12 protein-coding genes are annotated in these 24,932 nt (G+C 71.5%); 8 read left to right on the top strand and 4 right to left on the bottom strand.

Annotated elements, in window-relative coordinates; translation table 11 throughout:
• Positions 1-2,376: 2,376 nt before the first annotated feature.
• Both HZB25_11780 and HZB25_11775 read left to right on the top strand, forming a co-directional pair.
• Entirely contained in the window at positions 2,377-5,778 is a 3,402-nt protein-coding gene (locus HZB25_11780; protein ID MBI5837914.1) for a hypothetical protein, read from the top strand.
• Positions 5,779-5,871: 93 nt separating this feature from the next.
• On the top strand, positions 5,872-8,502 hold the full coding sequence (locus HZB25_11775; protein ID MBI5837913.1) for a S8 family serine peptidase: 2,631 nt from the start codon (positions 5,872-5,874) through the stop codon (positions 8,500-8,502).
• 10 nt (positions 8,503-8,512) lie between these two features.
• Here the strand turns inward: HZB25_11775 and HZB25_11770 are convergent, their stop codons facing one another.
• Entirely contained in the window at positions 8,513-9,664 is a 1,152-nt protein-coding gene (locus HZB25_11770; protein ID MBI5837912.1) for a CCA tRNA nucleotidyltransferase, read from the bottom strand.
• Positions 9,665-9,684: 20 nt separating this feature from the next.
• Entirely contained in the window at positions 9,685-13,092 is a 3,408-nt protein-coding gene (locus HZB25_11765) for a hypothetical protein (GenBank protein MBI5837911.1), read from the bottom strand.
• Between the two features lie 533 nt (positions 13,093-13,625).
• On the opposite strand from HZB25_11765, the gene HZB25_11760 reads away from it, so the two are divergent.
• The 4 genes from HZB25_11760 to HZB25_11745 are packed head-to-tail and all read left to right on the top strand — an operon-like array spanning position 13,626 to position 18,702.
• Positions 13,626-14,123: a GspH/FimT family pseudopilin gene (locus HZB25_11760; protein MBI5837910.1), complete on the top strand. Its 498-nt coding sequence runs from the start codon at positions 13,626-13,628 to the stop codon at positions 14,121-14,123.
• The gene (locus HZB25_11755) at positions 14,120-14,512 is read left to right on the top strand and encodes a prepilin-type N-terminal cleavage/methylation domain-containing protein (GenBank protein ID MBI5837909.1); all 393 of its coding nucleotides are present in this window, start codon (positions 14,120-14,122) and stop codon (positions 14,510-14,512) included. Before HZB25_11760 ends, HZB25_11755 begins: the two co-directional genes overlap by 4 nt.
• On the top strand, positions 14,496-17,480 hold the full coding sequence (locus HZB25_11750) for a VCBS repeat-containing protein (GenBank protein ID MBI5837908.1): 2,985 nt from the start codon (positions 14,496-14,498) through the stop codon (positions 17,478-17,480). The genes HZB25_11755 and HZB25_11750 overlap by 17 nt, the downstream gene beginning before the upstream one ends.
• Positions 17,470-18,702 carry a hypothetical protein gene (locus HZB25_11745; protein MBI5837907.1) on the top strand — a complete coding sequence of 411 codons (1,233 nt, stop codon included), beginning with the start codon at positions 17,470-17,472 and terminating at the stop codon, positions 18,700-18,702. The genes HZB25_11750 and HZB25_11745 overlap by 11 nt, the downstream gene beginning before the upstream one ends.
• Before the next feature lie 9 nt (positions 18,703-18,711).
• Here HZB25_11745 and HZB25_11740 read toward each other — a convergent pair whose 3' ends face one another.
• A complete protein-coding gene (locus HZB25_11740) occupies positions 18,712-20,793 on the bottom strand; it encodes a thioredoxin domain-containing protein (GenBank protein ID MBI5837906.1) in 2,082 nt (693 codons plus the stop codon).
• Positions 20,794-21,151: 358 nt separating this feature from the next.
• On the opposite strand from HZB25_11740, the gene HZB25_11735 reads away from it, so the two are divergent.
• Positions 21,152-22,660: a carboxypeptidase M32 gene (locus HZB25_11735; protein MBI5837905.1), complete on the top strand. Its 1,509-nt coding sequence runs from the start codon at positions 21,152-21,154 to the stop codon at positions 22,658-22,660.
• A gap of 199 nt (positions 22,661-22,859) precedes the next feature.
• Entirely contained in the window at positions 22,860-24,137 is a 1,278-nt protein-coding gene (locus HZB25_11730) for a hypothetical protein (protein ID MBI5837904.1), read from the top strand.
• Positions 24,138-24,208: 71 nt separating this feature from the next.
• On the opposite strand, the gene HZB25_11725 is transcribed toward HZB25_11730, so the two are convergent.
• Positions 24,209-24,932, bottom strand: a 724-nt coding sequence (locus tag HZB25_11725) for a hypothetical protein (GenBank protein MBI5837903.1), incomplete at its 5' end; no start/stop codon positions are given.

Raw genomic sequence — 24,932 nt, 5'->3', positions numbered from 1 at the left:
GGCGTGGAACCAGTACTGGGTCATGCTGCCGAAGCCCACCGGCACCACCACCCGCGAGGAGTCCGCCGCGCCGGAGCCGCCGGCCGGCCGGACCAGGAACGGCCGCAGCGGGTTCGTCCCCGAACCGAAGACCGCCGTGATGTCGTTGTCGATCGCGTTGTGGGTGATGCTCCAGCTCACGCGCGCGCGCACCGGGCGGGCATCGGTCTGGACCGGGAACGCGGGCTCACCGTGCTCCCGTCCCTGCGTGTCGGTCCAGCGGACCTGGTACCACAGGGGCACCCCGGGGATGAGGGAGGGGTCCGTGTCGGTCCAGTGGTACACCGTGCGGTTGGCGGTGCGCTCGATTGCCGCGTGGCCCTGCGGCACCACGTCCGGCGCGCTCACCGGGGAGAAGGCCCCCGGGACACCGCCCAGGTCCGGCGCCCGCCACACGTCGAAGCGCCGCACCCCGACCTCGCGCTGAGTGGCCCAGGTGAGGCCCACTTCCAGGTGACCGCCGACCGTGACGACCGAGGACGTTCCCTCGAGCACCACCTGGGTGGTGTTGTTGTCCAGCGCCTCCTTCACCGCCGAATAGGCGTCGGGCTCACCCCAGCCCCACGACGGGTGGTAGTTGGGGTCCACGTGGAACGAGTCCGCGGACGACGGCGGCTGCTGTCCGTGGTCGGTGCGGTGCTCGGCGGTGTTCTGCAGGATGGCACGCACCTCCAGGGGCGAGAGGCCCGGGTTGGCCTGGAGAATCAGCGCGCACAGGCCGGCCACGGTCGGTGTCGCCATGCTGGTGCCGTTGATGTTGTGGTAGCGCGTCCCGTCGGTGGTGGGGTCCCCCAGGGCCGACATCACGTCCGAGCCCGAACCCAGCACCGTGGGCTTCATCTCGTCCGCGTGGTCGGTGTCGCCGTCGTCCAGGCGCGGCCCCTCGTTGGAGTAGCCGGCGACGATGTCGTCGCCGTGCGCCAGGGTGTTGGCGTCCTCGAGGGCGCCGACGGCGATGCCCAGGTCCGCGGAGCAGGGGCTGGGGATGTAGTGGGTGTTGCCGTCGTTGCCGGTCGCCACGCACACCGCGATGCCCGCCCGCACGGCCGCGTTGACCGCCGCCGCGTCGGCGTCCGTGCCGTCGGAGTTGGTGGAGCCACCCAGGCTCATGTTGACCACCTGCACCCCCCGGTAGACCGCGTCCGGGTTGGTGACGTTCCAGTACGTGTCGCGGTGCGCGATGCACCACTCCAGCGCCTCCGCGGCACCGCCACCGAGGCCGGCATCGGTCAGCGCCTTGCAGTCCACCAGGCGGGCGTCCGGCGCCATGCCGGCATACCTGCCGGGATCCTCCGCTCCACGGATGCCGTCCGGGCCGCCGCTGCCGATCGCGGTCCCGGCGACGTGTGTCGCGTGGTAGCTGCCCTCGGCGTCCGCGGCGTTTCGGGGGTTGGAGCTGGAATCCGGAGACGTGTTCAGCGCGGCGTCTGGGTTTGAAAAGTCCCCGCCACCGAGGAACTTGCCGCGCAGCGATTCGTGGCCCGGGTACATGCCGTCCGGGGAATCGTTCACACCGGTATCGATGATGCCCACGACCACGCCCCGGCCGGTGATCGCGAGGTCCCTCCACACGGACGGGAACATCGGCGTGCCGACCCCGCCGTGGCCGTCGCGGGCGCGCAGGGTGCGTGTGGCGTTGTCGTTCAAGGGATACATCACCTGCCACGCCTCCACCCGGCGCACGCCGGCCGAGGCCGCCAGGGCCTGGACCTGCGCGTAGCTGGCCTGGGCCCGCAGGTAGTCGATGTACCGGGGCCGCCACAGCAGGCGGGCGCCGGTGGCGAGCAGGCGGGCCACGTCATCGTCGGTGGGGCTGTGGTCATAAGCCACGTACACGCCGAAGCTCAGCGGGTTGGTCTCCGGGTACACGAACAGGATGAGCTTGCCGGCAAGATCGCCGTTGACGTGCGCGGCGGTGAGGCCGTGCGCCTGTACCGCTTCGATGCGGTCGTCGATGCGGTTGCCGTCCTGGTCCCACATCCAGGTGGCCGCCCGGGTCGAGGCCGCGCAGCACGCGAGCGCGAGCAAGAGCGTGGCCGCGACAGTTCGGATCATCTTTGCCATCACCGTGGCTCCTCCGAGGCTAGGGGTGTGTGCGGCGGCTGCCGCCGGCAGCCGGGCGGCCAACGCCGCCGGATTCGGCTTCGTGGAGCGATGGTGCGCCGGGAGCGCTGAGCGAGCCCTGATCGGGGGCCTTCCCGACGCCCGGAACCCCTTGTGCCGCAGGGATTAGCAGTGAGTTGAGAGAGTCCGGGAGAGGGCGTATACTAATAGCTCGAAAGCAGGCCGCAACCGGCAGGTGCATGCGTTCGCGCCCGCCCCCCGGAACAGGGTGCCATGGCAGATCCACATCTGGTGCTCACCTCGCAATTGCGGCCGCCGGCTCTGCGGCCCGACATCCTGCCCCGGCGCCGGCTGCTGTCCGCGCTGCGCGCGGCGGCCACGCACCGCCTGGTGCTGCTCTCGGCGGACGCCGGGTACGGCAAGACCACGCTCCTCGCGCAGTTCCACGCGGGTTGCCCCGGCACGGCGGTGTGGTACTCCCTCACCGAGCGCGACGCCGACCTGGAGATCTTCCTGCACCTGCTGTGCGAGGCCGTGGGGGCCCGCTTCCGCACGGCGCGCCATCCGCTGCACCGGTTCCTGGCGGAGCATCCCGCCCCGCACGCCGATGCCGCCGGGGCGGCCGGCGCGTTTGTGGACATCCTCTCCCGCTGTGCCCGGCGGGACTGTTACCTCATCGTCGATGACGCCCACCTGCTGCGCGGCAGCCCGTTCGTGCCGCGCTTCCTGGCGGCATTCGTGGACCTGGCGCCTCCGCACCTGCACCTGGTCCTCGGCGCTCGGAACGAGCCCCCGCTGCCCGTGCCGCTGTGGCGGGCGCGCGGACATGTCTTCGAGCTGCGCAACACCGACTTGAGATTCCGGCGCGACGAGGTGGACGAGCTGTGCCGCGGCCGCCTCGGGTTGGACATGAAGACCGCCGACACCGACCTGGTGTTCCGGCGCACCGACGGATGGGTCGCCGGGGTGCGCTGGACCGCGGAGCGGGTGCGGCTCTCCGGCGGCCTGAGCAGCGTGCAGGAGACCCTCGAGGAACTCGGGCGCAGCCCGGGCGGACTGGCGGAGTTCTACGAGGCGGAACTGTTCCGGTGTCTCCCGGAGCGCGAGCAGCGCTTCCTGCTGCGCATCGCCTCGCTCGAGACCGTAACCGACGAGCTGGCGGAGCTGGCGTGGAAGGCGCACGACGGCTTGCAGCTGCTGTGCTCGCTGGTGCGGCGCAACCTGCTGACCGCCGGGGCGGGGCGCGGCGGGCGCGAGTTCCGGCTCCACCCGCTGTTCCGGGAGTTCCTGGAGGAGCGGGCCCGGGAAGAGTTGTCCCCGACGGAGCGGGCACGGCTGCTGGAAGAGCTGGGCGAACGCCTGCTGCGGGGCGATCCCGCGCAGGGTCTGGAACAGTGGCGCCGGATCCCCGACCCGGCGCGCGTGGCGCGCTGGCTCGCGGAGAACGGCGCGTGGTTCCTGTCGCACGGCCGCTACAGCCAGCTCGGAGGGCTGCTCGACACTCTTCCGCGCGGGGCATTCGACGCGGACCCGCGGCTGCTCTTCCTGCGCGGCGAGAACCGGCGCATCCTGGGCGACTTCGCCGGAGCGCGGTCCGACTTCGGCGCAGTGACCCGTCGCGCCGCCTCCACCGGGGACGCCAGCCTGGCGGCGGAGGCGGCGCTGGGCTCCGCCCGCGTGTGCAACGCCGCGGGCGACGCCGCCCGGGCGCTGCGCACGGGCCGCGGTCTGCTGGGCGCGCGCGCACGACTGCGCCCCGGGGTTCGCGCGCGGGCGCTGCAACTCGTGGGTGGGGCGCTGTTCTACCTCGGGCGCTACCGGGAAACGGAGCGGGCACTGTGCGAGTTGAGGGCGCTCCTCACGGACCACCCGGATCCCGAACTCGAGCCCGCCGCGGAGCACAACCTGGCGCTGACCTACTGCGCCATGGGCCGCTTCCTGGAGGCGCGGGCCCTGTTCGAGAACTGCCTCAAGCGGCCCGAAGTGCGGCACTCGCGGCGGAGGGCGCTGCACCTGGCCAACCTGGCGCTGCTGCGACTGGAGCTGGGGGAGATGGACCGCGCCAGGGAGTCGGTGGTGGAAGGGGAGTCGCTGGTGGCGGACGGCGGCAGCCCGCTGCAGCAGGCCACCGTGATGCTGGCGCGCGCCGAGGTGGAGCGCCGGTCGGGCAACCTGGCCACGGCCACGAGCCTGGCCACCGACCTGGCCGGCCGCGGCGGGGACCTTGCGCACCAGTCCGTTGGCGTGGGACTGCTGCTGCTGCGGGCACAGGTGGCCCTGGCGCGCGGGGAAGCCGAGCGGGCGCGCGAGCTTTCCGGCGAGGGACTGCGCGCGCTGCGTGGCGGGCGGGGTTCGCTGTGGTTCGACCTGAAGCTGCTGGAGGCGCGGGCCTGGCTCTCGGAAGGGCGCGCCACGAGGGCGGCGACGCTGCTGCGCGCGCTGCTGCGCGAAGCGGTCGCGGGCGGGTTGCGGCACATCCAGGCCGCCGCGGGCCTGGCCCTGGCGGAAGCGCTGTGGCGCGCCGGGGAGGCGGACGGCGCGGTGCGCGCCGCCGCGCGCGCCCTGGCGATCTGTGGGCGCGAGCGGTACGAGCAGATCACCGCGGAAGCCGCGGAGCAGGCCCCCGAACTGCATGCCGAGTGCTGGGCCCGGGGCGGGGCCGAGTGGCTCTCACCGCTGTTCGCGCGCCACCCGGAGCGGTTCTGGCCGGTCCTCGACAGTCGCTTCCAGGGGCGGCGGCGTCCGCGGCCCGATGCCGCGGCGAGCCTCGCCGACTGGGGCGACGAACGCTGCCTGGGCCTGCTCCGGCGCTGGGCCGCCGAAGGCGGTCCGACCGCGCGCGACGCCTTGCGCGCCCAGCGTGCCCTGGAGAAGCGCCTCGGGTTGTCTCCGTCGCGGCGCGGCGGGACGGCGCTGGAAGTGAGGCTGCTCGGACCGCTCGAGGTGCGCGTGCTCGGCGAGCGTCTTCCCCTGCGCGCCTTCCGGACCGAGCGGGCCGCCGAGTTGATGGCGTATCTCGCGCTGCGGGGCCCGGCCGGGGAGACTCGCGAGCGACTGCAGAATATGTTGTGGCCCCAGGCCTCCACCGCGGAGGCGCGGCGAAGCCTGAGCCTGACCCTCAGCTACGTGCGCGAGGCGGTGCGCGGCGCGGTTCCCGGGGCGGAGGTGGTGGAGCGCGACCGCGATCGGGTGCGCCTGTCCGCGGCGCTGGAACTGCGGACGGACCTGGACCTGGTGCGGCGGTTCGAGCTGCCCGAAGGCGCCCGCTCCGCATCCGGAACGGGCCGCCCCGGGGCGGCGGTGGAACTTGTCACCGCCTGGCGGGGCGAGTTCCTGGAAGGATGGGATTCCGCGTGGGTGGTGGCCGAGAGGGAGCGCCTCGCGCGCATCCACCGCCGCGCCCTCCTGGAACTGGCGGCCGAGGAACGCGGCGCGCAGCGCCCGGAAGAGGCCGAACGCTGGCTGCGCGACGCGCTGGAGCTGGACCCCGCGGACGAGGCGGCGCACCGCGAACTGCTGGAGATCCTCGCGCAGCGCGGGGAGTTCACGCGGCTGTGGGCCGAGCACCGCAGCTTCCTCGACCTCCTCCGGAGCGAATTCAACCTGGTCCCGGAGCCCTCCACGCTCCGGTTGGTCGCCCGGCTGCGGGCGCGCCAGAAGGAAAGTGTCAACTGACGGTGGTCCTTGAAGTTGTGGGCGACGCGCGGGCTCGGTCTCAGGAATGATTCAGCGCGCCGCATCCAGGATGCTTCCATGGAGCAAAGTGCCATGACACCACTCAGACTCCGGCCAGCGGCCACGTTCATCCTCGCGGCGGGAATCGCGCTGTGCGGCCTGTTCGCTGCGGGCGCACCCTCGCGGGCCAAGGGTTTGGGCCCCGTGGGCAGCCCGTGGGTGTGGGACGACGACGGCAACGGCATTGACGACCGTTTCGCCGCCGTGGACACCGGGGGCCTCGCCGCCGCCTATACCGCCAACGATCCCACCCACGGCCGGCTTCGCTTCCAGGTCGGCGTGGTGGGCGGGCTCACCACGTTCGGCGCGTACGTGCGCTACACCGGGCATCCCGGGGCGGTGGACGTGGCGGCGGTGAACGCCACCGGCGCGCGCGTCACCCACACGTACCGATGGTTCGATTGCCTGCGCATCGCCGCCACGTATCCGCAGATCGCGGCGGTGCGGGCCCTGCCGGGCGTGTGGCGCGTGGAGACGATCCAGGCGTTGTACCCCAGCCTGGACGTGTCGGCGCGGGGCGCGAGGGCGCGCGACACGGATGACGGGACCCTGTTTCCCTCGGTGTGGAAGGACCTCGGGCTCGACGGCCACGGTGTGGTGGTGGCCTTCCTGGACACCGGCATCAACGACACCGCCGACGTCGTGAACCCCGGCTATCCGGGGCACGAGTCCCTCCGTGGACGGTGCCTCGGGGGCGGGGACTTCTCGCTGGGAGATTCCACGCTCGATGTTCCCGACGTGAATCCACAGGACCACGGCGCCGGTTTCCACGGCACGCACGTCGCCGGGATCGCCCTGGGCACCGGCGGGCCGGCGCACGTGTGCCAGGGCATGGCGCCGGGCGCGCGCTTCGTGGACTGCAAGGTCCTCACCGACGCCGGCGTGGGCTTCGGGGTCCTCGACGCGGTGGACTGGCTGATCACCAAGCGCGACACGCTGTGGCTGGGTCTCGCGCACCCCGAGTGGCGGGGGGTGCAGGTCATGAACCTGAGCCTGGCCGGCCCGGACAACTCGGACGGCAACGACGTGGACGCGCAGGCCCTGAATACCGCCGCCCAGTGGGGCATCCTCTCGGTGGTTGCGATGGGCAACGACCACCGCGCCGGGTTCGTGCCCTCCCCGGCGTCCGCCGACAGCGCCGTCGCGGTGGCCGCGCTGAACGACCGGAACACCACGCGCCGCGACGACGACCAGGTGGACACGCTGTACTCGAACCAGGGCCCCCGCCCGGACGACGCCGACACGGACCATCGGGACGAGCTGAAGCCCCTGGTGACGGCCCCGGGCAGCGGGATCCTGTCCGCCGACGGGAACCCCGCCACCGACGGCACGCGCTACGTGCAGATGAACGGCACCAGCATGGCGGCGCCGCACGTGGCCGGCGCACTGGCGCTGATGCTGCAGGCCAATCCCGCGCTGCGCGCCGCGCGCGCGATGGAGATCCTGCGCTTCAGCTCGGAGCACAAGGGAGTTCCGGGCGATCCATTCGCCGGCCCGGGGCACCCGGACCCCGGCTGGAGCCGGGCGTGGGGCCACGGCGAGCTGGACGCGTACGCCGCGGTGCTGGAGGCGGCGTCGCCGGGACAGACCCAGCTGGTCCAGCTCCGGGCCCTGCCGCGCGGCGGCTGCCACTCGATTCTGCTCCGCTGGTTCACGCAGCGCGAGGTGGGGGTGGCGGGCTTCCACGTGTACCGCTCCACCGACTCGGCGTCGGCGTTCGTGCGGCGGAACGCGGTGATGCTGCCCTCCGTGGGGGTGCCCGCGGCTCCCGGCGACTCGGTGCACCTCCTCTCCGACAATCGGACCGGCTACGCATGGAACGACACCGGCGTGGTGGCCGGTGCGACCTGGTTCTACCGGCTGGCCTGGGTTGACGCGCTGGGCGGGGAGCACCTCTCGCCGGTGCTCCGCGCACGGATGCCGGCCGCGGACCCGGTGGCGACGCTGCGCATCCGCTACACCCACGACTTCGCGGACCAGGACCTCTCGGTCCGCTACGGAACGGGCGGCAATCCGGCCGCACCCGACTGGTGGCGCGCGCTCGGAGGCACCGGCGACGCCGACAGCATGATCACCCGCCCGGGGATTTCCTACCTGGGCACTCGCAGCTGGATCTTCCACCAGGACATCCTGCCGTCGGATGGCGCGGCCGCGTTCCTGCCCCCGGGGAGCACGCATCCCTGGTTCCTGGGCGTGACCGAGGGCGGGTTCCTGAACACCAGCGGCACGGTGGACGAGTTCGCGATCACGTGGCACGACGCCTACAGCAGCGGGCGGGACTCCACGTTCCGGAGCGCCTCGCCGCCACAGCGTACGGTCGAGGGGCTCACCAGCATTCTGTGGATCCCGCTGCCGGTGCCGGTGGACGCCACGCCGTCCGCCCCGGGGCAGACCGCGATCCTGGGCCTGGGTCCAAGCCCCGCGCGCCGGGAGGCGTTGCTGGCATTCCGGCTGGCGTCCGGGGGCGAGATCCGGGTCACGCTGCACGACGTGACGGGCCGGGAGGTGCGCCGCCTGTTCGGCGGGCTGCTGCCCGCGGGGCTGCACCGGGTGCGGTTGGACGCGTCGGAGCCCGGCACGGCGAGGCTGGCCGCGGGTATCTACTGGGTGCGATTGGGATGGGAGGGCGGAAGCTCGGCCCGGCGGCTGGTGGTGGTCCCCTGAGGACCGGCGCTCACGCCGCGGGCGGCAGGTAGGCGGGCAGCTCACGACAGGCGCATTCCCCCGCCTCCCGCAGCTGCGGGGAATCCACTCCGTGAAGCGCCTCGCGGACGCACAGGTCGGCCACCGCGGCGTGCGCCTCCAGGCCGCCGGGGCCCAGCGGTCCAGGCTGATCCAGCCAGTTGCGGGCCAGCACCAGCCGGCTCACCGCCCGCAGCTCCTCGAACGGAAACCCCAGCCCGTGAAGCGCCAGCGTGCCCAGGTCGGCCGCCACGTCGGCCACGGGCGCCAGGCGGCGCAGCCACAGCGCCAGCGCGGTGAGCGTCCAGCCTCCCAGCCCCGCGGCCACCGGTTCGTCCAGGCGGCGGCAGATGGCCTGCAGCAGCGCGGGCTCCAGCACCGCCGCCCACCGCTCGTGGTGCAGCGCGTCCACGCAGGCGATCGAGAACTCGTCGGGCGCGCGTCCCCCGAGGTCCGGGTCGCGCCGGGCCGCCAGCTCCGCCCACGGGGCCACCAGTTCTCCCAGCAGCCCCACCTCGTGCATCCAGCGCAGACCCTCGGCGCGGTGCGGGCAGGAAAGCGCCGCCAGCAACTCCGAGCGCCGCACCAGCGTCGAGACGCCGTGGAGCAGCGGCTGGCGGGCGCGCGCCCGCTCTGCGGCCATCTTCAGCGAGATGTCGGTCCTGAGATTTCGCGTGGCGGCCAGGCGGCCGGCGCGCAGCCAGCGGGTGGGGTCCACCTCGCAGGAGTTGGAGACGACGGGGCGGAGGCGACGGTCGGCGACATCCAGCGCGCCGTGCAGCGGGTCCACCAGCCGCACTTCCGCGGCGCCGCGCAGCGGCAGCGCCATGGCGTTCACGGTGAAGTCGCGGGAGCGGAGGTTGGCTTCAAGGTCGCGGGAGCCGGAGTCGAGGCGCAGCGGCAGGGGAAGGTGGTCCCAGCGGAAGGCGTCCCAGCGCGTGGCGCCGGCGTGCGGGGCGCCGAACTCCATGCCCAGTGCGGCGCGCGCCGCGGCGGGGTCGTGCGCCCACAGGTCCAGGTTGACCGGATCCACGTCCAGGAGCGCGTCGCGGACCGCCCCGCCCACCAGCATCATGTCGGGCGTGTCCGCCAGCGCGCGACGCACGCGCCGGCCGGTCTCGGACTCCAGGAAGCGCAGCTTCACATTCAGCGCACCGGTCTCGGCTAACGCACCACGGCGACGGGGGTCACCATCCGCAGGGCCGTCCCCTCGACGGTGACTTCCACGTGGTACAGCCCCGAGCCCACTTGCGATGCGGGCAGCGCCACCACGTTGACGGCCGGGTGGCCCTGCCACCACGCCTGGGAGACGATCCTGCCCTTGAGGTCGAACAGGCGCACGCGCACCGGGGCGGAGCGCGTCAGCTCGAAACTCACGCGTAGCTCGTTCTGCTGCGCGATGCGCAGCGGGTTGGGATAGGCCCGGAAGTTCCCGAGGTCGGCGTACTGCGAGACCGGCCGGGGCGGGCCCATGCGCGTGCGGGGCAGGAAGCCGGTGCGCGCCTCGTCCACGCCGGGGCCGCCGCTGACCCAGTTGCCGCGCGGCACGCCCGGCAGGCTGTCCAGGCTCCAACCGCCGCCGCCGCCAATCGCCAGCAGCCAGGTGTTGCCGCGCTCCCCGGGCACGAAGAAGCAGCCCGTGCCCCAGTCACCGGCGACCGCGCGAGGGAAGCCCTGCACCACCTTGCCGGCGGGGTTTACGCCCACCAGGTCACCCGAGGTGGTGGCGACCAGGATGCGCGGCTCGCCGGCGAGCGTGCGGTACTGCAGCGCCGCCGATCCCGGCACCGGCGCCCGGCCCTCGGGCAGCCGCGCGGGGAAGCCCGGCAGCGGCCGTCCGTCCATGCCCACGGCGTAGAGCTTCCCGTCCTGGCACTGCACCAGGACGCACGGCCGGCCGTCGCCGGAGATGTCGCCCAGCGTGGCGATGCCCGCGGGGGGGCTGGGGAGCCGGCAGGGGAAGCCGGGGAGGAGGTTGTAGGCGGAAACCCACGGGCAGTCAGCGACACTACAGTTCCAATTCCAACCGCCTGGGGGGTTCGCGCTCAACCGGAACGCGCCGATCCAGCCCGTGGAGTCCACAACGATCACCACGGGCTCCGCTGTCGCGGAGGTGTCCGCGTACGCGCCGAGGAGCACCGGGCGGTGGAAACGACTGCCTTCGGGCAGTGGCGGCAGCGGCGGCGGGGTTGGCGGAGTCTGCGACGCGGCGGGGGAGGCCGGTGGCGTGCCACTCCCCAGCCCGGCGAGGCTGAGCACGCGGAAACCCGCGGTGTATCCGCCCGAGGAGTTGGCCGCGATCACCGCGTCCGTGCCGCCCGGGCCGTACTTGCCAACCAGCAGGCGCCCCTGGATCGCACGGCCGCCATTGCTGGCGTCGATCGCGGAGCCGATGGGCGTCGCAGTCCCGGTCTTCTCGAACATCCACACGTTCCCGTCCGCGCCACCCGCCAGCACCTTGTCCCCGTAGCGCACCGGCGGCGTGGTAAGCCCCACCGGTCCCGCGGGGAAGTTCTCCATCGGGCCGTTGATGTCGTAGGCCGCAAGGCTGCGCGGCGTTCCGGCGATGCTGGAGTCGCGCCACTCACCCACGATGGCGTCGCGGCCGTTCGGGCCCCAGCCCGGCATGGTGAGCAGCTCCGGCTCGAACTCGAAGGGCCGGTCGGCCAGCGGGAAGTTGCCCTCCACGTCGGGCACCGGGCGCCCGAAGCGGGTGTAGCCCAGGATCCGCCCGTGACGCGCGGCGGCGTAGTACTCCTGCCTGCCGTCGCCGTTGAGGTCCGCAGCCGCGGCGGCGCCGGGCTCGAAGTAGTCCTCGTAGAAGGTGGGCACCGGCCATCCGGCGATGGCGCGGCTGCGGCGGATGCGCACGCGCATGGCGGGGCCCGGCGGGTCGAGCACCTCGAAGGACACGCCGGTGAGACCGCCGGAGTTGCCGCGCGACGAGGGCCGGCCGTCCTCCGGCAGCGACGCGCCGAAGTTGCCCACCGCGAACGGGTCGAACGGGCCGCCCTGGTAGTAGGGTGAGCCGCCGTCGCCCAGCGACTGACTGCCGTCGCCCTGGATCAGCGCGATGCTCAGCCGCCGCGGGTTGGTGTTGAACCCGCTGTCGGCCGGCACGTTCACGCCGCGCAGGTCCAGCACGCTGTTGTCCACGTGGAAGCACAGGATGCCCGAGGCGGGCTGCAGCACGTCGAACTCGTTGGTGAGCACCACGGTGGTGTCGCCGCCCGCGATGCGCTTGCGCGCCGGGCCCAGGACCACGCCGCTCAGCGAGTCGGACTTGAGGAACAACGTGTCGCCGGGCGCCGCGTCGGGCTCCTGCTGGCGGTTCTCGAGCAGGAAGTACTCGTCCTGGGAGACCGGCAGGTACACGAAGCCGGGGTCGTTCTCCGCCGCCCGCAACGTGACGGTGGTGTCCGGGCCCTCGAACTCCACCGGGCGCATGGCATCCGGGTAGAGCGCCACCCACTTGGACCACACGTCGTCGGAGCCCGGCACCAGCCCCACCGCGTAGATCTCCCCGTCGGGAGTCCCCACGCGCGTGCCCAGGAAGTTACCCGAGTCGTGCAGGCTCCAGGTGCCCACCGCCGGCATGCCGCTCGAAGTGTTGTACAGGTCGGGCTGGATGATCGGCCCGTTGGCGCGCAGCAGGTGGCCGAACTCGTGCGCCATCACCCCGTTGATGGCCCCGATCAGCCCGTCCTGCGAGGACGACTCGGGGATCAGCGTGGTGTGAAATACCCACAGCGTGTCGCTGGATGCGCGGTCGTACACGCGCACCGCGTTGCTGGAATCCATGAAAAAGGTCAGCGAGGGGATGTCGTAGGCGCTGTTCTGGCGCACGTCGGTCTGGAAGTCCGCGCCCGCGTGGAAGATGATGATCCGATCGAACCTCTTCCAGTGAATGTCCGGGTCCTCGGAGGCCCTGTGCATGGCGTCGCGCACGTAGCGGTGGATCTGCGGCACGATGTCCTGCGAGAACTCCCACGGGCCGTAGTCGGCGACGTCGCGCAGGTGGTACGCGCCGGTGTCGCTCTTCGGGTACACGTCGTAGGTGATCACCACCGAGCCGTAGGATTGCGCCCGGTAGAAGTTGGACAGCGCCTTCATGTGCGCCATGAAGTAGTTGCGGTCGTGGGGCGGCGGGTCAATCACCACCGTGGAGTCGGGCTCGAGGTCGAACCTGCCGTTGCCGGTGGTCTGGGCCTCCACGGAATCACGCAGGAAGTCCACGCGCAGGCCCAGCACCCGGATGGTCTCGGGGTGCGCCGCGGTGAAGCGCTCCGCCCCGAGCGAGCGAGCGCGGCGCGCGCGGGCGAGCGGGTCGAGCGAGCCCGGGGCTGGAACCGGCAGGTCACCGGCCACCATGCGCACCTGCTCCATGAGCTGGCGGCGCTCCGCGAGCCGGCGCAGGTCGGGCGCCAGCGCGGCAGGTGGCACGTGCGGGCCGCCGGGCACGATGGAAATGCGATTCTGTCTTGCAGCGGCTGCCGCGCCCGGGGCAGCCCCGGGCAGCGTCGTGAGGGCAAGCGTCAGCAGGAGCACCGGCAGGAGCCGGATCGTGCGCATGGAGAGTCCTCTCTCAAGGTCCGGACGGGGCGACGGGGTAGCCATGTTGTAGTAGGCGCCCACGGCGGCGCCGGTTCCCGGATTCTCCGGGCCATCGCCGGCGGGCCGGAAGGGACCGGGGGCCTGGCCGGCGGCCACGGATCCGGGGCTCGAATCCGGGCCCGTCGCGGCATTCTAGCAGAAGGCACCGCTGCGGGATACGCCGCCCGGGGCGACGTCCGGGGCACGCCCCCGGAACCGAAAACGACCTGGCCCCGCCGGGCCAGCGACTGCGTCGCGCTCCCGTGGCGGGGCCAAGTCAGTACAATCCGATCATGTGGTTCCGAGGCTGCCTGTTTCGATTCGACCTTTCGGCGGGAGATTCGCCTCCGCACGCGGAATCCCGGAGCGGGGATCTTCGACTTCGGCTCCACCGATCCCCCGAAAGCGCTTCCAGGGTCAAGGTTTCGCGCCAGGTGCCGATAATGAGAGTACGGTAGAGGCGATCATCCCCGAGCCCCGGGGCTCCCGCCATCGCCGCCTGGGAGATGCCTGTGGTCGGCGTGCAGATGCGGTCCATTCACCCACAGCCGCCCGAGCGGCTGCCCGGCGCTCCAGGACAGTCCGGCTTCTCCCTCGTCGAGCTGATGTTCACGCTCACCCTCGCCGGCATCCTGCTCACCTTCGGAATCCCCGCGTTCCTTCACTATCGCCAGTCCACGGCCCTGCCCGCGGAGTCCATGCGCCTCGCCGGCCAGTTGAAGCTGGCGCGCCAGGTGGCCATCTCGCGCTCCGCGCGCTATGGCGTGCAGGTGGATTCCGCTGGCGCGCGCTACCGGGTGGTGGATCCGACCACCGACAGCGTGGGGCCCTGGATCGAGATGTCGCACTACGTGGGCTTCTGCCGCGTGGAGGCGCCCTCCCCGGGAAGCCGGTTCATCTTCAGCGCCGATGGAAGGACACCGGCCAACGGCCAGGTGATCCTGGCCGGAGCCGCGGGCACCTTCGACACCATCGGCGTGAGCCTCTCGGGGAGGGTGAGCAACCCATGACCCGGGACGGCACCCGCGGCTTCAGCCTCGTCGAGGTGATGATCGCCCTCACGGTCCTCGCCGTGGGGATCGTCGCCGTTTCGGGCATGTTCCCCCGCGGCACGAGCGAGATCCGGAAGGCCAAGAAGGTCGCCTCGGCCTCCTTCGCAGTCCAGCAGACACTCGAACAGCTCCGGACCCTGGATGCCACCAGCCCCGCCCTCACCGCCGGCGCGCACCCGGCCTCCGGGTACGACCCGGTGGCCGCCGAGCCGGCGCTGGCGACCCGTTACCTGGTGGCGAACATGACGGGCTCGATGAATGGAGTGAAGATGGTCACGGTCGTGGTGCGCTGGCATGAGTCCCTGGATGATTCCCTCCTGGTGGTGTCGTATGTCCGCCCCCAGTAGGGCGCCATCCGCGCCGCGGTGGCGGACCGCGCGCGGGTTCACGCTGGTGGAGCTGCTCATCACCCTGGTGGTTCTCGGCATCGCGGTGGTGGCGCTCTTCGGCTTCGTCACCAGCACCCGCAGGGTGTTCACCGAGCAGAGCAACCTGGCCGAGGCGCAGCACGAAGCTCGCAGCGCCCTGGACCTGGTCACGCGCGACATCCGGTGCGCCGGCTACGGCGCCGACCAGAACGCCTCGCCGCCTCAGCCCGCGTTCGCCTATGCCTCGGCCACCGAGTTGATCATCGTGGCCAACCTCAACCCGTACCCGGACACCGCCGCGGTCCGGCTCGGGGCCCCGCAGGCCTTCGACCCGGCGGGCGCGCCGCAGCCCGCCACGCTGGCGGGCAGCTACCTTCCGACGCTGAAGTACCGCACCGGGGCGGAGCTGATCCGCTACACGCTGGACGTGAACGACGACGGGCTGGTGAATGCCGACGACCGGGCCGACCCGCTGGCACAGCAGGCCCTGCGCGGGGTGACCGACCCGGACGCCTACCTGCTGGTGCGCCAGGTCTACGGCGACAGCTCCGGTTCGGTGCCCGTCGCCGGCAACAACGGTGGCTCGCCCGAGGCGGTCGCGGTGGTGCACCTGCCGGCCGGGACGCCCCTGATCACCGTCTTCGTCGGGGGGAGCAGCACGCCGTACGACTGGAGCGGCGGCCCGGTGGCCGCGAACGACCTGGACCGCATCTCCCGGGTGGACGTGCGGATCTCGACCGCGGCCCGCAAGCGCGACGCGCAGGGGGAATTGCGCACCGTCACGCTGGGCTCCTCGGTGGGCACGCTGCGCAACAAGCCGCAGGGCACCAAGGTCATGTTCGTGGTGGACGGCTACGTCTACTCCGACGTGAACGGCGACCTGAGCTTTGAGGCGCCGCCGGATTCCGGGGTGCGCAGCGCCATCGTGCGCCTGGGCAGCGCCCAGGTCACCCGCACGGACGCGCGCGGATACTTCATGTTCGTCACCACCCCCGGCGCGTACGTCCTGCAGGCCCAGGCTCCACCGGGGTTTGCGCCCTCCGCGGCGGACACCTTCACCGTGAACCTGGTCGCGCACCCCTCGAACACGCGTCACGACTTCCCCGACACCGCCCTGCAGGGTGGCACGCTGGCCGATTCGGCGTACCTCGATGCGAATGGCAACGGCGTGTGGGAGCCCGGGGAAACCGGCCTGGCCGGCGTGTCCATCACCGCCAACGGGCAGACGGTGCTCACCGACTCGCGCGGCGCCGCGGCGCACTTCCTTCCGCCGGGCACCTTCCCGGTGCTGGCGAGGGGCCCGGATACCACGGTGGCCACCACCGCCAATCCGGTGTCCGTCACCATGACCCACGGCGGGTACGCCACCGCCGTGTGGGGCTTCAAGCCGGTCACCACCGGCTACTTCCAGGGACACGTGTTCCGCGACGCCAACCGCAACGGTTCCATGAACCTGGGGGAAAGCGGTATCGCCAACGTGTGGGTGGCGGTCCTGAACGGCATGGACGGCTCGGTGGTGGCGTGGCAGAACACAGACGCGCAGGGCGGATACGTGATCACCGTGCCGTCGAACGCCTCGTCGCACTACCCGCCCTACCAGGTGGCCTTCGCGCCGCCCCCGGGCTTCTATCCGACCGCCGGCACCAGCCGCGGCATGTTCTACGTCGCGGCGAGGGACACCGCCGGCCCCTACGATTTCGGCGCCAACTCCTACACGGTGATCACGCTCAACGCCAGCCGCGTGCTCTCGCTGGGCACGGCCGACCTGCTGGAGAAGGACTGGTCCGGGAACGACAACCAGTGGGCCACCAAGAGCCACCGGGACCTGGACCTGGTGCTGGGATCCGAACGCATCAGCAGCTCCAACCTGAGCGTGTGGTTCAACCAGTACCCCGCCACCCCGCTCTACACCGCGTCGGCGGACTACGTGCGCGACGCCATGGCCTCGGTGCTGGCCATCGCCACCGGCAGCCTGGATGGCGCCACACCCACGGAACGGCAGGACGTGGTGACCGGCCTCGCCTACAGCAGCGCCGGGAACTTCGCCGTCTGGTTCAACCAGAACAGCTCCGGCAATCTGGGCTACCTGCCTTCCGCGCCGGTGTACTACACGTCGGCGGACCACGGGGACGTGAGCGCGGTCGCGATCGCAGACCTCGGCGGCTCCGCGGATCCGGACATCCTGGTCGGCACCACGAGCCCCATCGACCATGGAACGATCGAGTTGTGGCTCAGCGAAGGCGGGGCGACTCCCGAGTTCGAGCGGGATGAGTCGTTCCCGCCCTCGGGCAACATCCCCGGCGGCGTCATCGGCAGCGTGAAATCCATGGCCCTGGCCGACCTGAATGGCGATGGCGTGGCCGACCTCGTGGTCGGCACGCGGACCGGTCCCTACACCGGCCAGATCCTGGCGTTCCAGGGCACGGGCAGGACGCACGGCAGCCGGCTGCATCTCGCGTGGAGCACCACGCTGGCGGGACAGGTGACGGCGGTGCAGGTCGGGGACATGAACCTTGACGGCCACCCGGACATAGTGGCGGGAACCATCACCGGGGCCGCGAGCGGCAACATCGAGTACTACCGGGGGGACGGGTCGATGAACTTCTCGCACATCGAGACGGTGCCCACCCCCGGGCAGGTCCAATCGTTGGTGGTGGCCAACCTGGGCGGCGATCCCAACCCCGACGTCGCGATCGGCTACGAAGGCACGAGCGGCGGATACTCCGGAGGCACGCGCATCTACGACACGGTGACCGGCGGGTGGATCCTGGGAGGCGGGACGGACCCCAGCGCGGGCGCGCAGCCGTACTGGACGCCGGCCCTGGTCGTGGGCGACTTCAATTTCGGGGTCCAGCCTTCGATGCCGCCGGCGCCGTACCTCCCGGACCTGGCGACCGCCGTGAAGTCGGGCGCAGGCACCGGGGCGGTGGTGATCTATGTACGTTAGGCCGGGGGGCGAGCGCGGTACCGCGCTGGTGATCGCGGTGATGGTGCTGCTGGCGGTCACGCTGCTGGCGGCGTGGTTCCTGTTCACCGCCAAGCTCGAGGTCCAGATCTCGGGTGCGACGCAGCGGGGCAACAAGGCCCTGGAAGTGGCCGAGGCCGGGGTGGAGGAAGCCATCCAGCGGCTGGCCAACGGCGAAGTGCCCGGAGACGTCACCCAGCCGGCCGCGGTCACCCAGATCTACCTGCTGGCCGCGGGCAGCCTGCCCGCGGCGGGCGGGGACACCACCAACCTGCCCACGGCCCAGGCGCTGGCGTCCGCGCTGCCGTACAGCCTGGCGGCCAAGGGCCCCGACGTGCTGACCGTGAACTTCAAGACCACTCCGGACGGCGCTACGGTGCTCCGCTACAACCCGCTGCACTCGCCCAGGATCAACACCGTGAGCGGCGCGCCGATCTACCAGGTGCGGTCCACCGGGACCGCGGGCACCACGTCGCAGACGGTGCTCGCCGAAGTGTGCAAGGTGCCCGCGACGGCCATGGTCGCCGCGGCCGTGATGGCCGACGTGGGCATCCAGTTCAACGGCAACATCTCCGTCTGCGGCCACGATCACTCCGCCGCCACGCCCACGGGAACGCGCACCCCCGACTGCAACGTGGGCCCCGGGGCCTGGCTCGGCGCCAGCGCGCACGGCAGCTGCGTCTATGGCGGCTGGAGCTCGGGTGAGATCACCAAGCAGGGTTCCTCGGACATCCACGGCGAGCCCACCGACACCACCAGCCACCGCACCGGGTTCTTCAACGGCCCGTGGGAGCCCGTGGGGCTGAGCCAGGCGGACTTCTGGGCCTGGATGGGCGCGCCGTTTCCCAGCCCCCCGGACCCGCCCAACGGGATCCTGTACCTGGACGACGACGGGATCAAACAGAACCAGAGCGGGCACTTCGCCTATCACGGCGGCGACGGGGAGGGGTTCCTGTACGTGGACGGGGACCTGCAGATCAACGGCAACTTCACCTACCGCGGGCTGATCTACGTTGAGGGCGACCTGAGCATCAACGGCACCTGCTGGATCCTCGGGGCGCTGGTGGTCAAGGGCAAGACCACCATCCACCTCGCCACCGGGGACGCGACGGTGCTCTACAGCGGCGAGGCCATCGAGCAGGCGCTGGAACGCTACAGCCGGCGCTTCACCCGCATCTCGTGGCGGGTCCTGCCGCGCGACTAGCCGGCCTTCCTACCCGCGCTCCCAACCTTCGACGAGCACTCTCTCCAACTCCGCCGCGGTGTGCACCGGCGCGCCGCAGGCGCGGTTCCAGCAGACATGAGCCGTGGCTCTGCGGCCGACGGCGTCCATGCCCGCCCGTCGCGGGATTGACTCTTCGATGCGGGTGTCGCCACGGTCCGGGGTCCTGCACGCGACCACGCGCGGCAACACGCCGGTCCCGCGCGCCGCCCGGATCATGGCCGCGACCTCGGGGGCGTCGCCGGCGCCGGCGATCACGATCTCCGCCGTCGGCCCGAGCAGGAAGTCCGCGGCCAGCAGCATCTCGGTGAACGCGTGCGGCCCGCGGTCCACAGTCTCCGCGAACGCCTCCAGCACCTCGCGGCCGCGCGCGGCAAGCGTGTCATCGCCGGTCAGCGCGCCCAGGCGCAGCAGCGCGTCCGCGGCCACCGAGTTCCCGGACGGGGTGGCCCCGTCGTGGACGTCCTTGTGCGGGGCCAGCAGTTCCTCGTTGCCCTCGCCGCTGAAGTTGTAGCCCCCGTCCTCCGGGTCGCGAAAGCGCCGGTCCATCTCTCTCGCCAGCTCCAGCGAGCGCTCCATGTGGCGCGGCTCGAAGGTGGCCTCGTACAGGTGCAGCATCCCGCGCGAGAGGTGGGCGTAGTCCTCCAGGTAGGCCGGGATGTCGGCCGAGCCGCTGTGCCACCGCCGCAGCAGCGCGCCGTCCCTGCGCATCCGGTCCCACGCGAAGTCCGCCGCGCCGGAGGCCGCGGTCACGTAGTGCGGTTCGTCCAGCGCCGTCCCGGCGCGGGCGAGCGCCCCGATCATCATGCCGTTCCACGCTGCGAGCACCTTGTCGTCGAGCAGCGGGCGGGGGCGCCGCGCCCGCGCCTCGAGCAGGCGGGCACGGGCGCGGGCCAGGGCGGCGCGGGTCTCCGCGGCCGGCCGGCCGGCGCCGCGCTCGAACTCCTCCATCGGCTGCGGCAGCCGCAGGATGTTGCGGTGTTCCCAGTTGCCGCTTGCGGTGATGTCATACGCGGCTGCGAAAAGCTCCGCATCGGCTCCCAGCGCGGCATCCACCTCGTCCCGCGTCCAGACGTAGAAGCGGCCCTCCTCGCCCTCGCTGTCGGCGTCCTCGGCGGAATGGAACCCGCCGGCGGGGTCGCGCAGGTCGCGCAGCACGTACTCGCAGGCGTCGCGGGCGGCGCCGGCAAAGTCCGCGCGACCGGTGACCCGCCACGCGTCCACGAGGGCGTCCACCAGGCCAGCCTGGTCGTAGAGCATCTTCTCGAAGTGCGGTGCCAGCCACTGCGGATCGGTGGAGTAGCGATGGAACCCGCCGCCCAGGTGGTCGCGGATGCCGCCGCGGACGATGTGCTCCAGCGTGGTGACGGCCATGTGCAGCGCGCGCGCCTCGCCGGTGCGCGCGTGGTACCGCAGCAGGAAGCGCAACTGGTGCGGTGAGGGGAACTTGGGGGCATGGCCGAAGCCGCCGTGCGCCGGGTCGAAGGAACCGGACAACGCCCTGAAGCCGGCGTCCATGGCGTCGCGGCCGGGAGCCGCGCCGCCGGCGGGCGAGGCCGTGGCGTGCGCCTCCTCACGCAGGTGGGCGGCGATGCTGCCCGCGGATTCGTCGATCTCCGCTCGGCGGTTGCGCCATGCGTCCACCAGGGCCTCGAGCACCCGGCCCAGCCCCGGCAGCCCGCCGCGGTCCTGGGGCGGGAAGTAGGTGCCCGCGAAGAAGGGGGCGCCGTCGGGGCGGAGTGCCAGCGTCATGGGCCAGCCGCCGCGACCGGTCACCGCCTGCACCGCGGCCATGTACAGGTGATCCAGGTCGGGGCGCTCCTCGCGATCCACCTTCACCGGCACGAAGTGCTCGTTGATCAACGCGGCCAGCGCCGGGTCCTCGAACGACTCCCGCTCCATCACGTGGCACCAGTGGCAGGTGGCGTAGCCGATGGAAAGGAAGATGGGCTTGTCCGCGGTGCGCGCCAGCTCCAGCGCCTCGGCGTCCCACGGCCGCCAGTCCACCGGGTTGTGCGCGTGCTGCCGCAGGTAGGGGCTCTTTTCGCGCGCGAGCCGGTTGGGGATGGTCATGGGTTCCTCCACCGCATTGGATGCCGCCCGCGTTCGAAGTGTTCCCGTTGGCGCGGCGCTTCCTTGATGCTCATCGCAGGTGACTCCACGGGGATGACACGCTCACACAGCAGCGGGGGGTGACGGAATCATGTGGCAGCGGCACGGATTGTCCGGACTCTTGACACCCCCGGGGGTCGCCCCTACCGTGGGCCCGAATCCAGCCCCCGGTCGCCATTCGCCGCCATCCGGCCGCCCGCTCCGGCGCGGCCGTTTCCGTGTGCCGCCCGCCGCCCGGCCGCTCTTCGTGGGCCGCCGCCCGGCCGGTTCTCCTGCGCCGCCCGCCGGGCGGCCGTCCACCCCGGGAAAGAGAGTGATCATGTCCAACGCTTCCGTGGAACGCCTCGAGGCAAAGTCCCGCGAGATCACCTGGCTGGCGCACATCCTGGCCGTGCTCGGCTACGACCAGGAGACCATGATGCCGTCCAAGGGCGCCCCGGAGCGCGGCGAGCAGATGGCGGTGATCAGCGGCCTGCTGCACGACCGGGTGGTGGACCCCGGGCTCGGGAAGCTGGTCGAGGAACTGTGGGCGAAGCGCGACAGCCTGTCACCTGAGGCGCAGGCGAACGTGCGCGAGTTGCGCCGCTCCCACCTGCGCAGCCGGAAGGTGCCCAAGGAGCTGGTCGAGGAGATCGCGCGCACCCAGCCGCTGGCGCACGAGGCCTGGATCAAGGCGCGCAAGGCCTCCGACTTCGCCTCGTTTGCCCCGTGGCTGGAGAAGATGTTCGACCTCAAGCGGCGCGAGGCCGACGCCATCGGCTTCGAGGCGGACCGCTACGACGCGCTGCTGGACCAGTACGAGCCCGGTATGACCGTGGCGCGTCTCAATCCGCTGTTCGAGCAGCTGCGCAAGGACCTGGTGCCGATCGTGCACGCCATCGCCGCGGCGCCCAGGCGCCCCGACGAGAGCCTGCTGACGCGCCGCGTGCCGCAGGAGCAGCAGGTCGCCCTGTGCCTGGGCCTGGCGCGGAGCATGGGCTTCGACACCGAGGGCGGGCGCATGGACGTGTCCACCCACCCGTTCTGCAGCACCCTGGGCTCCGGCGACGTGCGCATCACCAACCGTTACAACGAAGGCGAGCCGCTGGCCTCGTTCTTCGGCGTGATGCACGAGACCGGCCACGCGCTCTACGAGCAGGGGATCGATCCCGCCAACCACGGGCTGCCGATGGGCGAGGCGGTCTCGCTGGGCATCCACGAGTCGCAGTCGCGCACCTGGGAGAACATGGTGGGCCGCGGCCGGCCCTTCTGGAAGCACTTCTATCCGACGCTGCAGAAGGCCTGGTCGCCGGCCTACGACGGGGTGGATCCGGAGGCATTCTACTTCGCGGTCAACACCGTGCGGCCCTCGATGATTCGCGTGGAGGCCGACGAAGTCACCTACAACCTGCACATCCTGGTGCGCTACGAGATTGAGCGCGATCTGTTCGCGGGCCGGCTCGCGGTGAAGGACCTGCCGTCCGCGTGGAACGGGCGGATGAAGGAGTACCTGGGCATCAAGCCGAAGAACGACGCCGAGGGAGTGCTTCAGGATATCCACTGGTCCAGCGGGCTGATCGGCTATTTCCCCACCTACACCCTGGGCAACCTGTACGGCGCGCAGATCTTCGACGCCGTCCGCCGACAGATCCCCGACCTCGACGCGCGCATCGGACGCGGCGACCTGGAGACGCTGCGCGAGTGGCTGCGCGAGAAGGTGCACCGCCACGGGATGCGCTGGCTGCCCGCGGACCTGGTCCGCGAAGTGACCGGGCAGGAGCCCGACGCCTCGTACTACATGCGCTACCTGAGGGAGAAGTTCGGCCCGCTGTACGGCATCCAGGCCTAGCCGCCGCGGGGCCGGGCCCGTCCGGGGCCCGGCCCCTTCTGCAATCCCGCGTAGTCGCTGTTGCGAATCCTCTATCCAATTGCCGCATCCATTGATAACAACGACGCCCCAGGGTACAATAGGCAACACGCGTTGTCGCCCCCCCCAAGTCCGGCCGCCGCCCCTGGTTCAGGCGCTTCCACCTCGAAGAGGAGTCTCGATGACCTCCCTGCGCGCATCGCGCCGCGGCGCGGCTGCTCTGGCGTTCCTGATGGCGATCCTGTCGGCGACCTTCTGCCTGCAGGTCGCGCCCGCGGGGGCAGTCACCCCCAACGGCACCCTCCAGATCTTTCACCTCGACGTGGGCCAGGGCGACGGGGCGCTGATTGTCACTCCCGGCGGGCAGTCGGTGATGATCGACTGCGGCGTCTACAATAACTGCAGCCTGGTGACCAACCAACTCACGGCGCTGGGGGTCACCCACGTGGACTATCACTTCGCCAGCCATTACCACGCCGACCACATCGGCTGCTTCGTGCAGTCGGACAACATGGTGCACTTCGACCAGGCATGGGACCGGGGCGGCAGCATGAGCTCGCCCACCACCACGTACAACAACTACGTGAGCGCCGCCGCGGGCCGCCGGCACGCCGCCACCAAGGGCCGCGTGTGGATGCTGGACTCGCTCTCGGCCCACCCCGTGACCATCACATGCGTGGACATGCACCTGCCAGCCGCCTCCGACGAGAACGCCAACTGCATCATGCTCCGGCTGGACTACGGCAACTTCCACGAGTCCTTCGGCGGCGACCAGCAGAGCACCTACGAGCCCGTGTTCGCCCCGGAGATGGACACGGTGCTGGTGTACAAGGTGCACCACCACGGCTCCGCGACATCCTCCACCGACGCCTGGTTGCTCGCCACCGCGCCCACGATCGGCGTGATCTCCTGCGGCGACGGCAACGGCTACGGGCACCCCACCGCCGCGGCGGTGAACCGGATGCACGCCCGCGGCGTGCACACCTACTGGACCGAGACCGGCGCCGGCGTGGCTCCCAATCCCGCGTGGGACAAGGTGGCGCACGGCAACGTGGTGATCAACGCGGTGTGGCAGGGGGGTGGCAAGAACATCGTGTTCGGCGGCAGCGGCGCCGGCGCGTTCCGCGACACGATCACCAACCCCGGCGCCCCGCCGGTGGTGGCCGTGGACGACCAGGCTTCGCAGCCACGGCTCCTGCGCGCGCTGGTGAACCCCGTCACCTCGATCGCGCGGTTCGCGGTGGGGGTGGTGGGCGCGCCGGTTTCCGACCTGCGCGTCTACTCGGTGGATGGCCGCGAAGTCCGCAGCCTCTTCCGCGGTGTCCTGCCGCAGGGTGAGCAGCAGCTCACCTGGGACGGCCGGGACCGGAACGGGCGGCGCGTGGACTCGGGCGTGTACTTCGCGCGCTTCACCACCCGCGGCCGCTCGGAAGTAGTCAAGGTCCTGCTCTTGAAGTAGGTTGTGCTTCGAAGAATGTGTCTGGCGGGGAGCCCAACGGCTCCCCGCTTCACTTTCCCGCTTCGACAGCCTCAGTCCGCGTACCTGAGCCGGTGCGTCCGGTTCACCCCCAGGGCTGGAGTCTTCACTGTCCTGCGGTAGTACCTTTCCAGCGTCTCCGGCAGAGCCACCTGCGAGGGGAACAGCCTCCGACCCAGGACCTCGCTCACCGTGCGAGCCCTCCCCAACAGCCCCACGCGCTGCGCCGGCGTCTCGCTCCGCAGCTTTCTCTCCGAGAAGCGCTTGATGAAGTTCCGCCACACCTGCAGCAGCGCCAGTCTCTCGATGGCCGCCTGGCGCCGCTTGGAGAAGGCGATGGTCTCCCTCTTGTGGTTGGCACTGCCGTGGCGGACCAGCAGGTCCAGCAGGTTCACCGGAAAGAGCGGGTTGCTCGTGGTCCGTCGCTCCCTGGAGGAGGTGACGTGGTGTCGTATCTGCAAGTGTCCCAAGGCCCGGAAGGCCCTGGGGTAGGCCGGGTGGTCATCCGAGAACAGGGTGAGTTGAGAGGAGCCGGGCACGGCCAGCCGGAGCAGCTGGGCCACCTCCTTCTGGATGGAGCGGGGATCGGGTCTACCGAGCTCCCGCTCCAACTGTTCCCTTCTCTTGAGCTGGTGAGGGGTCATCCTTCCCTTCCTTCGCAGCGGGGAGTCGGTGAAGAGGTAGAAGAAGTGGGAGCGGGCTCCGACGAGGACGTGGAAGTGGAAGGGGAAGTACTGGCTGAACTCGAAGCTTTCGAAGCCGTCGAGCACCACGGGC

It is taken from the genome of Candidatus Eisenbacteria bacterium (genome assembly GCA_016235265.1).
In the GTDB taxonomy this organism is placed as follows: domain Bacteria; phylum Eisenbacteria; class RBG-16-71-46; order RBG-16-71-46; family JACRLI01; genus JACRLI01.
Note: the sequence above shows the minus strand (reverse complement) of the source record. Positions and strands in the feature narration are given on the sequence as shown.

Bases quoted from the DNA above. Each gene is read 5' to 3' on its own strand.
- HZB25_11765 (MBI5837911.1), bottom strand. From the start codon at position 13,092: ATGCGCACGATCCGGCTCCTGCCGGTGCTCCTGCTGACGCTTGCCCTC.
- HZB25_11735 (MBI5837905.1), top strand. From the start codon at position 21,152: ATGTCCAACGCTTCCGTGGAACGCCTCGAGGCAAAGTCCCGCGAGATC.
- HZB25_11755 (MBI5837909.1), top strand. From the start codon at position 14,120: ATGACCCGGGACGGCACCCGCGGCTTCAGCCTCGTCGAGGTGATGATC.
- HZB25_11780 (MBI5837914.1), top strand. From the start codon at position 2,377: ATGGCAGATCCACATCTGGTGCTCACCTCGCAATTGCGGCCGCCGGCT.
- HZB25_11775 (MBI5837913.1), top strand. From the start codon at position 5,872: ATGACACCACTCAGACTCCGGCCAGCGGCCACGTTCATCCTCGCGGCG.
- HZB25_11745 (MBI5837907.1), top strand. From the start codon at position 17,470: ATGTACGTTAGGCCGGGGGGCGAGCGCGGTACCGCGCTGGTGATCGCG.
- HZB25_11740 (MBI5837906.1), bottom strand. From the start codon at position 20,793: ATGACCATCCCCAACCGGCTCGCGCGCGAAAAGAGCCCCTACCTGCGG.
- HZB25_11730 (MBI5837904.1), top strand. From the start codon at position 22,860: ATGACCTCCCTGCGCGCATCGCGCCGCGGCGCGGCTGCTCTGGCGTTC.
- HZB25_11750 (MBI5837908.1), top strand. From the start codon at position 14,496: ATGTCCGCCCCCAGTAGGGCGCCATCCGCGCCGCGGTGGCGGACCGCG.